The 13,294-nt window shown below is 67.6% G+C and carries 16 protein-coding genes and 1 pseudogene; 7 read left to right on the top strand and 10 right to left on the bottom strand.

The window, feature by feature from the left end; all coding sequences use genetic code 11:
• Window positions 1-31: 31 nt before the first annotated feature.
• Complete coding sequence (locus tag ACJ9NR_RS00085) at window positions 32-1,408, top strand: Fic family protein (RefSeq protein ID WP_412490472.1); 1,377 nt, start codon at window positions 32-34, stop codon at window positions 1,406-1,408.
• A gap of 59 nt (window positions 1,409-1,467) precedes the next feature.
• On the opposite strand, the pseudogene ACJ9NR_RS00080 reads toward ACJ9NR_RS00085, so the two are convergent.
• Together ACJ9NR_RS00080 and ACJ9NR_RS00075 are read right to left on the bottom strand one after the other, a co-directional pair.
• Window positions 1,468-1,673: pseudogene (locus ACJ9NR_RS00080) on the bottom strand (ISAzo13-like element transposase-related protein); the annotation flags it as partial.
• 10 nt (window positions 1,674-1,683) lie between these two features.
• The gene (locus ACJ9NR_RS00075; protein ID WP_412490473.1) at window positions 1,684-2,823 is read right to left on the bottom strand and encodes an ISAs1 family transposase; all 1,140 of its coding nucleotides are present in this window, start codon (window positions 2,821-2,823) and stop codon (window positions 1,684-1,686) included.
• A gap of 761 nt (window positions 2,824-3,584) precedes the next feature.
• On the opposite strand from ACJ9NR_RS00075, the gene ACJ9NR_RS00070 reads away from it, so the two are divergent.
• Together ACJ9NR_RS00070 and ACJ9NR_RS00065 are read left to right on the top strand one after the other, a co-directional pair.
• On the top strand, window positions 3,585-3,932 hold the full coding sequence (locus ACJ9NR_RS00070; protein ID WP_412490474.1) for a hypothetical protein: 348 nt from the start codon (window positions 3,585-3,587) through the stop codon (window positions 3,930-3,932).
• 50 nt (window positions 3,933-3,982) lie between these two features.
• Window positions 3,983-4,414 carry a hypothetical protein gene (locus tag ACJ9NR_RS00065; RefSeq protein ID WP_412490475.1) on the top strand — a complete coding sequence of 144 codons (432 nt, stop codon included), beginning with the start codon at window positions 3,983-3,985 and terminating at the stop codon, window positions 4,412-4,414.
• Window positions 4,415-4,478: 64 nt separating this feature from the next.
• Here the strand turns inward: ACJ9NR_RS00065 and ACJ9NR_RS00060 are convergent, their stop codons facing one another.
• The 8 genes from ACJ9NR_RS00060 to ACJ9NR_RS00025 form a co-directional block, all read right to left on the bottom strand.
• The gene (locus ACJ9NR_RS00060; protein WP_412512763.1) at window positions 4,479-4,739 is read right to left on the bottom strand and encodes an integrase core domain-containing protein; all 261 of its coding nucleotides are present in this window, start codon (window positions 4,737-4,739) and stop codon (window positions 4,479-4,481) included.
• 70 nt (window positions 4,740-4,809) lie between these two features.
• Window positions 4,810-5,886 (bottom strand): IS110 family RNA-guided transposase, encoded by a 1,077-nt coding sequence (locus ACJ9NR_RS00055; protein ID WP_412490476.1) that lies wholly within the window; start codon window positions 5,884-5,886, stop codon window positions 4,810-4,812.
• A 361-nt stretch (window positions 5,887-6,247) separates the two neighbouring features.
• On the bottom strand, window positions 6,248-7,582 hold the full coding sequence (locus ACJ9NR_RS00050) for an IS701 family transposase (RefSeq protein ID WP_412487484.1): 1,335 nt from the start codon (window positions 7,580-7,582) through the stop codon (window positions 6,248-6,250).
• 58 nt (window positions 7,583-7,640) lie between these two features.
• Window positions 7,641-8,171, bottom strand: coding sequence for an IS3 family transposase (locus tag ACJ9NR_RS00045; RefSeq protein WP_412490477.1), 531 nt, complete (start codon window positions 8,169-8,171; stop codon window positions 7,641-7,643).
• A gap of 137 nt (window positions 8,172-8,308) precedes the next feature.
• Window positions 8,309-8,635: a transposase gene (locus ACJ9NR_RS00040; protein WP_412490478.1), complete on the bottom strand. Its 327-nt coding sequence runs from the start codon at window positions 8,633-8,635 to the stop codon at window positions 8,309-8,311.
• 92 nt (window positions 8,636-8,727) lie between these two features.
• Entirely contained in the window at window positions 8,728-9,051 is a 324-nt protein-coding gene (locus ACJ9NR_RS00035; RefSeq protein WP_412490479.1) for a hypothetical protein, read from the bottom strand.
• The gene (locus tag ACJ9NR_RS00030; RefSeq protein ID WP_412490480.1) at window positions 9,048-9,353 is read right to left on the bottom strand and encodes a hypothetical protein; all 306 of its coding nucleotides are present in this window, start codon (window positions 9,351-9,353) and stop codon (window positions 9,048-9,050) included. The genes ACJ9NR_RS00035 and ACJ9NR_RS00030 overlap by 4 nt, the downstream gene beginning before the upstream one ends.
• A 71-nt stretch (window positions 9,354-9,424) precedes the next feature.
• Window positions 9,425-9,844: a hypothetical protein gene (locus ACJ9NR_RS00025; RefSeq protein WP_412490481.1), complete on the bottom strand. Its 420-nt coding sequence runs from the start codon at window positions 9,842-9,844 to the stop codon at window positions 9,425-9,427.
• A gap of 811 nt (window positions 9,845-10,655) precedes the next feature.
• On the opposite strand from ACJ9NR_RS00025, the gene ACJ9NR_RS00020 reads away from it, so the two are divergent.
• From ACJ9NR_RS00020 to ACJ9NR_RS00005, 4 genes are read left to right on the top strand one after another with little or no spacing between them, the layout of a single operon-like run.
• Complete coding sequence (locus ACJ9NR_RS00020) at window positions 10,656-11,084, top strand: hypothetical protein (protein ID WP_412490482.1); 429 nt, start codon at window positions 10,656-10,658, stop codon at window positions 11,082-11,084.
• A gap of 2 nt (window positions 11,085-11,086) precedes the next feature.
• Complete coding sequence (locus ACJ9NR_RS00015; RefSeq protein ID WP_412490483.1) at window positions 11,087-11,410, top strand: hypothetical protein; 324 nt, start codon at window positions 11,087-11,089, stop codon at window positions 11,408-11,410.
• Window positions 11,410-11,736, top strand: a complete 327-nt coding sequence (locus tag ACJ9NR_RS00010; RefSeq protein WP_412490484.1) for a recombinase family protein — start codon at window positions 11,410-11,412, stop codon at window positions 11,734-11,736. The genes ACJ9NR_RS00015 and ACJ9NR_RS00010 overlap by 1 nt, the downstream gene beginning before the upstream one ends.
• Window positions 11,622-13,094: a recombinase family protein gene (locus ACJ9NR_RS00005; RefSeq protein ID WP_412490485.1), complete on the top strand. Its 1,473-nt coding sequence runs from the start codon at window positions 11,622-11,624 to the stop codon at window positions 13,092-13,094. Before ACJ9NR_RS00010 ends, ACJ9NR_RS00005 begins: the two co-directional genes overlap by 115 nt.
• The last annotated feature ends 200 nt before the right edge of the window (window positions 13,095-13,294 follow it).

Here is a 13,294-nt window from a genome sequence, read left to right as displayed (position 1 = left end):
ACCGGTACGGGTGAGGCGTGAGACTTGCGCGGTGTTCGTAGAGCTGTCGCCCCGCATCCTGACCTGGGACGAGGTGGACCCCGCCCGTCATCCATTCGACAGCGAGGCGGCGGCGCGGGTGGTCAGATCGCTCGGCCCGGCCCGGCGGGTACCCCGTCGCCCCGACCTACCGCCGGGTGACAGGGCCCTGTACGACTGGGGCTGGGAGGAGGCCAGGCCCTGGGCCGACGCCATGACCCACGCACTGTCCGAGCACTACGGCCGCTGGGTCGCCGGCTGGCGATGGGCGCACGACGAAGGGGACTTCGACGGAGGGCCGGTCGGCAGCTGGTGCTGCCCCCAGGACTCGGTCACCACCCCGGACGAAACCCTCGACCGGGTGGCCGAGGCGCTGCGGGAGTGGCGGGAGTGGCTGGAGAGTCTGGCCGCATGGTTCGAGGCCTACCCATTGAACCTGGCCAGCATCGACGACCAGCGCATCCTGTGGGACCGCACCGCCCGCAACCTCATCCTGCACGTCACCGACCGCACCGGCTGCGGCAGCGGCTGGTACGCACACTGCCACCAGGTCCTCGGCTGGTTCCTCAGCCGCTGGGGCATCCCGGCCGACGGCGCCGAGCACCTCGTGGAGCAGACGATCGGCGGCCGATTCGAAAGCTGGACCGGCCCCGACACGGTGCTGGTCGAGGACATCGCCGAACGCCTCGCGGCCGCCGTACGGCCCGACGCGGCCGCCCGAGCCGCCCAGTCGCCGCTGCTGCCCGACCACCTCAAGCGCTGGCTCGCAGTGCGGGACGCGGTGCCGTGGCACGAGGCTGCCGACAGCACCGGGGACGCACCGGTGGCACCAGTGCGCGACGGGATGGCGGAGGAGATCCGCACCTTCGACGCGATCCTGGACCCCGCCCGCGGACGAGGCCTGCTCACCGCCCTCGACCTGATGCGGGCCGACGCCGCGCGCGGCGCCCGGCTGGACTGCGCCCTGATCCAGCGCTGGCAACAGCACGTCCTGGCCACACCCGGACTGCCACCGTTGCGCAGCCTGCCCGCCTTCGCCAAGGGCGGCCGTGAACGCTATGGCATCGCCCCGGACATCCGCGCCCGTCTCGACGCCTGCCTCGCCGAAAGCGCCAAGGACGCCGACCGGCCCCTGCCGCTGACCGCCCGGGCCGCACGCGCCTTCCTCGACGTCTGTTTCTTCCACCCCTTTGACGACGGCAACGCCCGCTCTGCCCTCCTCGCCCTTCTCTTCGTCCTCGCCCGCGAAGACGTCGCACTTGACAGCGTGCAACTGCTACGCCGGGTCTCCTTCCACGCCGATGACCCACAAGACGCACTGATCCTCGCCCGGTACATCGACTTCCACCTGCGCGAAACCCGACGGCAAACCACCAACCCGCCCCCCTGAACGGACGGCAACCTCGCTCGGCTGTGATCGTGAGGCCGGCCTCGGTGGCGAATGGGGGCGAGTTCGGTCTTCCACGTGCGGGTGCGGTACCCGTTGGAGCCGCCGGCGTCCGGTGATCAGCAGCCGGTCGGCGTCGGGTAGGTGGCCCACCCGGCTCCGTTCCACCAACGGCGGATCGATTCGACGGCGAACGCGGCGGTGTCATGGTCGATGTGACGTTGACCCAGCCGGTGTTCGTGGCGACGTCGTAGATGCCGTAGGGCACCAGGGCTTGATCAAGTTCCGTTGAGGTCGGGCTTGTAGGTGATGCCCAGGATGGGGAGGGCTCGTTCGGGTTGGTCGCGGATGGCGCGGGTGGTCTTCGCGATGTTGGTCGCTCCGAGGGCTTTGAGGGCTCCGATCGCGAGGTTGCGGAGGGTGGCCATGACGCGGGGTGCGTTGCCGGTGTGGACAGTGGAGGCGTCTTCGGCGAAGGTACGGTCGCGGATGTGGTGCTGGGCTTCCACTGTCCAGTGTCCGCGCAGGTGGGAGGCGAGTTCGGCCGGTTTCGCCTGGTGGACGTCGAGGCTGGTGACCGCATAGACGGTCTCGCGGGTCTCCTTCCTGCCGGTCTCTTTGCGGCGGCGGTGGACGCGGAGGGCGAGCTTCGCGTGGGGGAAGGCGATGCCGCCGAGGTTGTCGGCGATGGCGAGAGTCTTGATCGAGCGGGACTCGCGACGGCCGTGTCCCTTGTTCGAGGCGGTGTGCTGGATGGCCACCGCATGCCAGTCCAGTCCGTCCAGTTGGGCCCAGGCGGTGGGCTGATTGGGCTTGATCACGGCTACGTAGTGCGCCTTCTTGGTTTCGGCCAGCCAGGTGACATTGGCCCTCACGGAGTGCAGCGCGTCGAACGTGAGTACGTCTCCGTCCAGGTCGAGTGGTGCAAGCAGGGGCTGGAAGTGCCGTGTCTCGTTGGTCTTGGACTCGACCTCAGTCTGGGCGAGGGTGACCGGGCAGCCGTGGGTGACGGCGGACAGCAGGTGCCGGCGGGGCTGGTCCAGGCGGGCGGAGCCGCGCAGTGCCTTGCCGTCCACGGCGATCACCCGTCGCCTGCCCGGGGCTGCGGCGGTATGGCGGTGAGCGAGCCAGGCTCCCACGGCCGCGTCGAGTGCGTTGGTGTCGAGACGCTCGAGGACCCTCCCGATGGCGGACCTGGACGGTGCATGCCGCCAGCGCAGCAGGTGACGGCGCACGCCCAGCGTGGCGAGCAGTCCTGCGTCGGCGCGGGCGCCCCACTCGGCGAGTTCGTCGATGGTCCGGGCTCCCGAGACCGCGGCGGCCGCGCAGACCAGCAGGATCGAGGTCAACGAGTACCAACGGCCTCGCCGGGACCGAGGATCGGGCACCGCCTCCAGGAAGAGTCGCAGGTCAGACATGCTGTCTGGACGGAGCGGACCCAACTTGGCCAACACGGCAGGGATCGGGGAAGATGAGACAGCGGACACGGGAACCCTCTTGATCACTTGGCTTAGACACCTGAATGATCACGGATCCCGTGTCCGCTCTGTCATCCACCCAACCCGCGGCGTCCTCACGCCAGTTGGCCGATCCCGGGAACTTGCGCAAGCCCTGGTAGGGCACCGCCTGAGACAGGGCCGTGAGATTTCACTCCCGCCCGGCCCGGCTGGGTTATGGCGCGCCTGGCGGACGTGCTCCGGTGTTCGGTTCCTTGCGGAGATCTTTCTTTGAGGTGAACGAACGGATTCTTTACGCGGTTTCAGGCATCTCACTGCCTGATCTTGGAGGATCGATTGAACTCGGTTTGACCTGTCCCTGCCATGATCCTCAATCGCCAAGTGAATGTGACCAGTTCGTCAAGGACTCTGGAGCGAGTTGTGGGGGATTCGGGGGGCAGACGTGTGCGGTCGTCGCGCACCGCATGGTTGGCCGCATTCGTCTTGCTGATTCAGCCTGTCGCGGCGGCTGCCACGCATACGGTCGTCGCGGACGGTCAGAACACCGGTTCCACCAGTACGACATCGCTTTCCCCGGAGGCGGCCGCTTCGCAGAAAGCGGCGGCGAGCGGTTCTCGGGTCGAGGTCAGCGATGACCGCTCGGAGTACACGACGACGTACGCCAATCCTCACTCCAGCACCTCCACACGTACTATGTGCTGGCAGGGGCTACTCCGGTCCTAGTGCATAACTGCAATGGAAATGCAGTTATCAACGACGATCGGTTGGCCCATATTGAGTATCGCCATGGCCCTGGTGGTCGCGATCAGGCGATTCGCGCGGGTGAGACTGATCTGCCGGGAGAGTTCAACGAGGACTTCATATGGAATGAGAATGACGAACATGTCCTTGGTGAAAATCTTCGCGAAGGTGCGAATAATTCTCCTGAGCTCCCTAACCCCAACGGCCCTGGGCATATTCATCAGTATGACTTCGGGCGAACGATCGGCGTGAACGGGGCTGGAAATGAGACATCAGTCGCTGAGATCGTCGTTCGTGACGGGCAGATTTGGACGGCGTATCCGAAGTGACCGAAATGACTGAGGAGGGTCTCTCCGTGGCTCGGCACATATTCAATTGGATGCAGCTGCGGCATGGCTGGGCGTCGTTTGAGCTGCTGAGAGAGGGTTCGCCCCCTTACCGTGCAACCGTCAGCGATTCGACTGATGTGTTTCGTGTCCTAGTGGAAGGCGCGCGGCTAGTTCTCGATACCGGGGCGCGCCAGGAGTTCTCATTCGACAATGAGCCAGGAGAGATCCGGTGGACTTTGGAGCCGCACGGAGATTCTTTGAGCCTCCGTGTGGCAATGCATCCCGAATGGGGACGAGGTCCGGGCGAAGAGCGGTGGACGGCAGAAGAGATCGATCCTAGAGTCTTCGCATCTGATGTACTTTCATCCACCGCTGAATTGATTAGCAGTCTGGGTGTCGAAGGCTTTCACCGTTCATGGCCGTCGTACCCGTATCCAGTTGCTGAGGTCGAGGCGCTTAAGGAAATTCTTGGAACTTCTTGATCTGCCTCTGCGGTCCCGCCAGATGCTGGTGAGTGTGTGAACCGCCCCGGGTCCGGTAGAGATCTCAGGTTGTGGTTGTGACCTGGGGTTTCGTGGATTCCTTGTAGTGATTGGCTTCGTACTCGGCGGGCGGAACGTGGCCTATCTCACCGTGGAGTCTGCGGTGGTTGTACCAGTCCACCCACTCTGCGGTGGCCAACTCGACCTGGGAGAGCGACTTCCAGGGCCGTCGGGGCTTGATCAGCTCGGTCTCGTACAGGCCGATCGTGCTCTCCATCAGGGCATTGTCGTAGGCGTCGCCGACCGATCCGATCGAGGCGGCGATGCCGGCGACGTCCAGATGCTCGGCGAGCCGAAAACTCGTATATTGCGATCCGGCGACGCTCTCCTGAATGTCAACCTCTCTGGAGTGACCGGTTTGAGGCGTTGTCCTGCTTGATCAGGTAGTACGCCTCGCGGGCGACGTATCGTTTGAGGCAACGGATGATCTCCATCTTCGACTTGCCTTCGCTGGTGCGGCGTTCGAGGTACTCCTGAGTGGCCTTGTCGTAATGGAGGCGGCAGACCACGGCCATGTGGAGGGCGGAGTTGGCCTGGCGGTCGCCGCCGCGGTTGAGGCGGTGACGCTGGACCTTCCCGGAGGAGGCGGGCAGCGGGGCGACGCCGCAGAGCTTGGCGAAGCGGGCCTCGTCGGTGACCCGCTGAGGGTTGTCGCCGCAGGTGACCAGGAGTTGGGCGGTGTTCTCGATCCCGAAGCCGGTCCGTTTCAGCAGCGAGGGCGCCAGTTCCCGGACCAGGGGCTCGATCATTGCATCGAGATCGGCGACCTCGTCGTTGAGCTCGAGGTAGCGGCGGGCCAGGGACTTGATGGCGATACGGGTGGCTGAGACGGGGTCGCGGAAGGCGGTCTCGTCCGGCCGCCAGGCGGCGCAGGTGCGGATGAGCTGCATCCGTGTCAGGTTCCGTACCTGGTCACGGAGTTCCTCGGGCGCGGAGATGATCTGGCAGCGCAGCATCTGCAGGGCGACGCGGCGGGCCTTGACGGCAGTGGAGCGGGCGATCCGCAGGACGCGTAAGGACTCGACCATGCCGGTGCGGGTCTTGGGCGTGATCACACGGTTGCCGGCCAGCGCGGCGTGGGCGGCGTTCTCGGCGTCGATGGTGTCGTCCTTGCCGCGTCGGCGCCGGTCGGAGCGGTCGGGCCGGTTGACCTCGAGGATCTCGATGCCGGCCTGCTGCAGGTGGCGCAGGAGCCCGGCGCCGTAGGAGCCGGTGCCCTCGATGCCGATGCGGCGCACGTCGCCGAAGGTACGCATCCAGGCGAGCAGGGCGCGGTAGCCGGCGCGGGTGGTGGAGAACGCCTGGGTGTCCAGGACGTGGTCGTCGGTGTCGATCACGGCAGCGACGTGCAGGTCTTTGTGGGTGTCCACGCCGCCGATGACGACGCGGGAGACGGGTGGGATGCTGGCCATGTCGGCCTCCTCGCGGATGAGAGCGCGGTGGGTCGGCGCGCGGTCACCGAGGCGGCGGACAAGACAGTGATGGGACCTTGGCCAGGCTCTCCTTAAGTCACTCCCGTCGGCGAGGCGAGCGCCTCGCCGGGATGCTCCCGGGCCACCGACAAGTCCGAGGAAGGACAGAGCCGTCGATCGGAGTGCGGGTCAGGAGGCCGCGAGAGCATCCCGGCACCGGCATCCTGGCGCGTCCATCGCTGTGCGAGTCAAGAAGCCCGGGACATCCGGCACTTCACATACTCACTGTCCGAGTGATGTATCAACTCGCCTGGTACTCCAGTCGCACTTCGTGATCTGACTGGTCGTTGGGGTGCGGGGTTCAGTCGAGGTCGGTGAGGCGTCGCTTGTAGTGGTGCCAGCGGGCGCGTGCTTGGTGGCGTCGTCGCCAGGTGGACCACTGCAGGTGGAAGGTCATGCGGCGGGTGGTGAGGGCGGCGGGCAGGTCCCGCAGCAGGTTGGTGAACAGCTGGAACAGGCGTCGGGCCTCGGTGACGGTCAGGGCGATCTGCCCGAAGTCCGCGGGTGCTTCGTCGGTGGGGCTGGTCGGCAGGACCGGGGCGGGATGTTCTCGCTGCTCCAGGCTGGCGATCACGGAGAGCAGGGCCAGGGCGGCCATCGCGAGGACGACGTGGCGTCGCCAGGAGCGGTAGCGGCGGGCCTGGGTGTGGTCCAGTCCGACGGCGTCCTTTCCGTTGGCGAAGTCCTCCTCGACGGTCCATCTGATCCCGGCGATCGCCACGAGGTCGGTCAGCGCCATCGAGCGGCCTTCGGGTGCGTAGGCGTAGAAGTAGGCCAGATCGGTGGGGTCGGCGATGCTGCGGCGGACCAGCAGGTGGTGGCGCGGGTCGGCGGTGGCGACCAGGGCCCAGTCGTAGACGCGCGGTCCCTTGGCGCCCTGCCCGCACGAGAGCCGGTTCCAGGCTCGCTTGGGGACCTTCTTCGCCGCCAGGACGTCCACGCGCATCGGCCCGGCGCTGGTCGGCACGGCGAAGTTGACGCCGACGGCGAAGACGTAGCCGATGCCGTTCTCCTCGAAGAAGCCGCGCAGTTTCGCGCTGCGGCCATAGACCTCGTCGCCCGCCGCCCAGTCCACCGGGACGCCGGCCGTGAGGGCCAGTCGGGCCTGGTCCAAGGCGATGGTGGTCTTGGTGCGGAAGGTGAAGTCCGAGCCCAGTCCGGCTCGTTCGCACCGGTCGGGGTCCTGGGCCCAGTGGTTTTGGACGTAGAGGTCGCCGTCGATCAGGCAGTGGCCGAGCGGGCTGGCGTAGGTGCAGTACACCGCGACGACGGCATTGCTGACCTGTCCGGTGGTGCCGGTGTACTGGCGGCCGACCCCGGCGGTGGCCTCGCCCTTCTTCTCCTGGCCGGTCTCGTCGAAGACCAGTACTGCGCCGGGCGCGGCCAGGTGCCGTACGGCGAAGCGGCGCACCACGCCCAGGGCGGCGTCCTCGTCCCAGGCCGCCTGGGAGAGCAGGCGTTGCAGTCCGAAGGCCCGGTCTTGTCCGGCGTGTTCAGCCATGGTCCAGCAGTTCTTGCGCGGCAGGTCGGCCAGCAGGCCGCGCAGGTAGTCGAGGGCGTGCGCCCGGGGCTCCCGGCGGGTGAAGAGCGGGGCGAGACCGGCCGCGAGCTCGTCGAACTTCTCCTGGAACAGCAAGGGATCTATGCTGGCGGCAGAGGCCGCCTGATCTTCATGATGCGTCACAACACCATGATCAACAGGTGGCCTCGCCCATGCTCCGGAGCCCCCATGGCACCTGCCGCCCCGTCAGATCACGAAGTGCGACTGGAGTACTGGTTGGACCTGGTGTTGGTCGCGATCGCGTTGCCACACGGCCATTTCCAGAGCGTCCAGGACGAAGACCGTTTCCTTCACCGTGGCCGCGGACCAGCCGACGATCTCGGCGGGAGAACGTGTCCACGACGAAGGCGACGTAGACGACACCCGCCCAGGTCTTCACGTGGGTGAAGTCCGCGACCCAGCAGCGGTTCGGGGCGGCGGCGACGAAGTCGCGGTCCAGCAGGTCCGGCGCCCGTTCGGCCTGCCCGCCGGGCAGCGTGGTGATCACGCGTTTACCGCGGACCGCTCCGGTGATGCCGAGTTCGCGCATCAGGCGTTCGACGGTGCAGCGGGCCACCGCACGTCCCTGTCGGTTCAGCTCGCGCCAGATCTTCCTGGCCCCGTAGACGCGGTAGTTGGCCTCGAAGACCTTGGTGATCCGTCCCTTGAGTTCGGCGTCCCGCACGGTCCTGGCCGACGGCGTGCTCCGGCGTTTGTGGTGGGCGTAGTAGGTGGAGGGGGCGATCTTGCAGTCGTGTCCGGTGAGGGTTCTGCAGATCGGCTCGACGCCGCCGAAGCGGTCCCGGTGCTCGTCGATGAACGCTACGAGCGCGTGTGTGGCCGGTCGAGCTCGGCCGCGAAAAAAGACGCCGCGGCCTTCAGGATCTCGTTGGCCCGCTTGAGTTCGGCGTTCTCCTTCTTGAGCGCTTTGAGCTGGGCGGACTCCTCCGTCGTCGTCCCCGGACGTGTCCCCGCGTCGATCTCGTACTGCTTCACCCAGTTCCGCAGCGTCTCGCGGGAACCGATGTCGAGCTTCTCGGCCACCCCCTGCAGAGCGGCCGTCTCGTTCGGGTAGTCGTCGCGCACCTCGGCGACCATGCGCACCGCACGACGGCGGAGCTCAAGCGGGTAACGGGAAGGTCGTGCCATGACTCGATCCTTTCATGAAATCGAGTCTCTATTCGAACCGGGGCTGTTCACACACCCTCGTCGGCGGCGCGGGTGGTGTGGTTGGGACTCCTCTACTGCCAGAAGCATTCGTCAATGACGATCTGTGGATCCGTCGTGCGGGGCACGAAGTGATACCGGAGCCATCCGCGGCCGTGGTCGAAGTAGAGGACGTGTTCACCGCTGGGGCGGGTGGACTGGACGGGTTCGACATTCATGCCGGTGGGCAGGTCGCGGTCGGTGTCGATGCCCCGAAAGTACGGGTCTTTTGCGATGACGAGTTCGGCGCGGGCCGCTTCGATCATGGTGCGGGCCTGGGGCGGCAGCGCGTTGTAGTTGCTCGTGGCTTCGTCGGTCCAGTCGGCTTGCCAGGGTGGACCCATGAAGTCGTCTGTCACTGGCCTGGTTCCGCCTTGGCCGCGTCGCGGCGGAGCCGTCCGGCCTCTTCGATCATGACTTTGGCGCGGGCGAAGTCGGGTTCTTCGGCCGCTTGGTCCTCCAGGCCGTGAACTTGTGCCTCAAGTTTAGGGTTTCGGGCCAGGGCGTATTCACCCCACCAGCGGGCCATGAAGGCGGGGACGGGCGCGAGGTCGTAGGCGTCAGCGATGTCGCGGCGCCAGTGCCGGTCGAAGTCGACAAGGAGTTTCGGTGCGTGCTGGGCGATGGCTGCGCGGAGGGCTTTGGGGCTGCGTTCGGGCATGGGGGGGGTGGTCCCGTGGTGCCCGATGGATGCGGTGGTCATGAATGGCCGGTCCCTTCGTGGCGGTCGGGTCAGGCGGCGAGAGGCGACGGGGTGATGCCGCCCCGGGCTTCAAGCTGGGGGGCGGTGGTCCTAGGGTCCGCCGGGCTCGGGGTGACGGTCATGGTGATGGACAGGCGCCCCTGCGCGATGGCACCGATCAGCTTGCTCACGAGGGTGGCCATATTGGCGTAGCGGCCCTCGTCCTGTCTTTTCTCGTCCGCGCGCTGCCAGACGGCGCCACTGATACGCATGTTGACCTGCTTGCGGCCTCCGCCGGCGTCGATGTCCTCGATCGCGGCGACGGGGATGAGGTCGCGAGCGTAGGAGTCCAAGGCCAGCTCGAGGGCGCGGGGGCCGGTGAGCTCGAGAGGGGCGACGGCGTCGATGAACTGCGCCCACGCGTGGGGGCTGATGTACGGTTTTTGTGGGCTGCGGGGCGTGGGTGGCATGCGGGCTCCTCCTGGTGATGTCCAGGACAGCGTAAGGTGCGTTTGTAACTAGGGGCAATCTTGATCGCTAGATGTGAGGGTGTCGGCTGCCTGGTTGATCCGGTACCGGTCTGCGCGGCGGTTGCAGGAGCCGCGTAGGTAGATCCCGATCGGGGGAGGGGCCCGGAAGCGGAACGGCTGGAGGTAGGCGACGTCTACCGGGTACTGCCCTGAGAACAAGCGTTGACCCTGCCCCTGGTGCGTGGCTGCCGGGAGGCGGCACGGTTCACGGCGCCGGGGCGTTGCGCGGGTGTGGGGGAGTGGTGTCCAGGTGGTGCCAGATGCGACTTGCCTCAGGGCACCGAGATGAGCTTCCACACCTGTACGCCGGTCCGGGCCCTCGATGCGTCACAGGCCCGGCCTCACGGATATTTCCCTGCCTCCGGGTCGGTCGGGTCAGCTGAAGGGCTTCACACCCTGTCCGCTGGTGGCCTGGGTGAGCCGGTAGCTGTCACCCTGGGTGACACCAACGGAACTCAAAGCTGTACTTGACGGTCCTCCTGGGGCCCCTCGGGCCGGTCGAGGGTCTATATCTGCATCCTGAGCACCGCCGACGTCTTCGGCATCCTCCTGTTGAGGGGGTCCGTGATGTGTAGTGATCGATGCCGCTGCGTCCATTTGAATGCACCGCCGAGCCCTCGGGGCATACTTCCTCTTGCGCCCCTAACTGCCCATTCGCTCCGGCGTATTGGGGTGTGCTTCGGGGCTGCGGCAGCAATCCGTCGACAGCCTCAGCCGGCGGGACTACGTTCCGCAGCAGGAGGCGATGTAAGTGGACGAGGCCGCGAGGTTGAGGTTCCTGGAGTCCTCCGGCCTGCTGCATGCACGGCCCGAGGCGGTGTCGGCGCCGCTGTTCGCCTCCGGCGGGTTCTTCCTGGCCCAGGACAAGGTCCAGGTGAAGTACGAGATGCTGCGGGCCCACACGGTCGAGGGCGTCCCCGCGGCTGCTGCGGCCGTCGGCCATGGATACTTGCGGTCGGGCTTCTACCTCGTGAGCGCGGCCTTCGAACGGGCGGGCATGCCGGGGCTGTTGGACCGTCCGCCCGGACGGCGTGGCCCGTTGAAAATCACCGAGGAGATCGTGGTCTTCGTCCGCACGGCCCCGGCCGACGTCTCCGGGGCGGTGCTGGCCGGCGAGGTAGAGCGCCGGTTCGGGGTGAGTCTTCACCGGCGCACGGTGGAACGGATCCGGCGGCGGTAACGATGACCGGCAGCTTCCCGTTTGTGCAGGCGGGTGGGCCCGGGCAGACCGAGTACGAGATGCTGCGGGCCCAGGTGATGGAGGACGGGCGGCTGCCCGACTCACTGGCCGCGGCCCGCTTCCAGCGCCGGGGACTGGCCGGCCTGATCTGCTGGCCCGCCGGGGAGACGGTCTTCCGCGCACAGCTGGTCGGGGCCTGCCGCCCCGCGTGGTCGCCGTATGAGGATCCCCGGGTCCAGACGCTGGCGGACGTGTTCGCCCTGCTCCTGGCGGCAGCCGACCGCGACGGGCGAGGTCACCCGCGCTGGCAGGGGAGGTGGGCGTGATGAGGGCGGCGCTCTATGCGCGGGTGTCCACCGAACGCCAGCAGGCGCGCGGCACGATCGGCTCCCAGCTGGCCGTCCTGCGCGAGCACGTGGCGGCCGCGGGCGACGAGGCGGTCGCCGAGTTCATCGACGACGGCTGCTCGGGCGCCCGGCTGGACCGCCCGGGCCTGGACGCGTTGCGGGATGCCGCGAGGCCGGGCTGTTCGAGCGGGTGTGGTGCCTGTCCCCGGACCGGCTCGCCCGCGCCTACGCCTACCAGGTCGTTATCCTTGACGACCTGGCACGGCTGCAGGTCACGGTGGTCTTCACCGATGCCCCGCCGCTGACCGACGATCCACAGGCCGTGCTGCTGACCCAGGTCCAAGGGGTCATCGCGGAGTACGAGCGGGCGAAGATCGCCGAACGCTACCGGCGGGGGAAGTTGTTCCGTTCAAGGGCCGGGGAGGTCATCTCCTGGAAGACGCCCTACGGTTACCGTCGTCTGCCCCGCGAGCACGACCGGCCGGCCCGGCTGGAGGTGTTCGAGGCGGAGGCCGCCGTGGTGCGGCGGATCTTCGAGGACTACACGGTGCATGGCCTGTCCCTGCGGCAGATCGCCCGGAACCTGGCTGCCGACCGGGTGCCCACCCCGCAGTCCGGCCGTGGCATCTGGGGCACCTCCACCCTGGCGCGGATCCTGCACAACGAGGCGTACATCGGCCGGGTCTACTTCAACCAGACCGCACTCGTGCCTGACCCCAGGCCCGGCCACCGTTCCCGGCAGGTTCCAAGGCCCCGCGAGGAGTGGATTCCCATCGCGGTGCCCGCCATCGTCCCCGAGCCCGTCTTCGCGGCCGTCACCCAGGTCACCTACGACAACAGCAAGTGGAGCCCGCGCCGCACCGAGCCCGGCCAGTGGATGCTGCGCGGCCTGGTCAAGTGCGGCCACTGCCACGTCGGAACGAACTGCCACACGATGCGCGCTCGCAACGGCACCTGGCACCGTTACTACTACTGCCGCAACCACGACCCCCTGCGGGCTGGAGGACACGAGCGGCGCTGCCCCGAACGCAACATCCGGGCCGAGGCCCTGGACGCCTTCGTCTTTGCCCAGGTCCGTGCCGTCCTTCTGCGCCCCGACGTACTGCTGGCCGGCGAACAGGCCCACGCCCAGCAGCCCGCCGACGGCGAACTCCTCGAGGGCGAACTGGCCCGCCGCGAGCGTAAACTCGCCCAAGCCCAGGCCGAGCGACGTCGCCTGGCCGACCTCTACCAGGCTGGGCTGATCGACCTGCAGGACCTGCAGCGGCGCGCCGACGGCATCGAGCACCGCCGCACCACTCTGGCCGAACGCCGAGAGGCTCTCACCGCCCGGCGCCATGAACTGGCCCAGGCCGGGCAGCTGCGGCGGCGCCTGGAGGGCTTCGCCGAACGCGCCCGCGCCGGCATCGACTCCCTCAGCTTCGAGCAGCAACAGGCCCTCCTCCGCCTGGTCGTGGAGGAAGTCGAGGTGACCGGCTGGCACGTCACCATCCGCCTACGGATCCCCTCGACGACCCACCGCCCAGGCGACCTGGTCTCCGCCCCCGCACCCCCGCACCGTCCAGCCAAGACAGTCTGCGTTCCATTGGTGTCGATCAACGGCAACAGCTACCGGCTCAAGAACCGCCTTCAGGCCATCGAGCGGGACACCGACGTGGCCTGAGCAGTGGTGCACGTATCTCCGTACTCGGTGGTGCACTCAGACGAGTACGGGGACAGCATCTCCAGGATCTTCGCCGCTTCCATGGCCTTCGCCCTGATTTCGGGGGCTCGGCACTCCCTGTCCCCGCCCCGAGAGACGGGCCTCTAACGACGCCGCAGGCTTCGCTTCATGCTACGGACCGCTGCTTTGCTCCCCCTTTG

Source organism: Streptomyces sediminimaris (genome assembly GCF_047049295.1).
Taxonomy (GTDB): Bacteria; Actinomycetota; Actinomycetes; order Streptomycetales; family Streptomycetaceae; genus Streptomyces; species Streptomyces sediminimaris.
The sequence above is the reverse complement of the archived record's forward strand: the minus strand, read 5'-3'. Positions and strand labels throughout refer to the sequence as shown.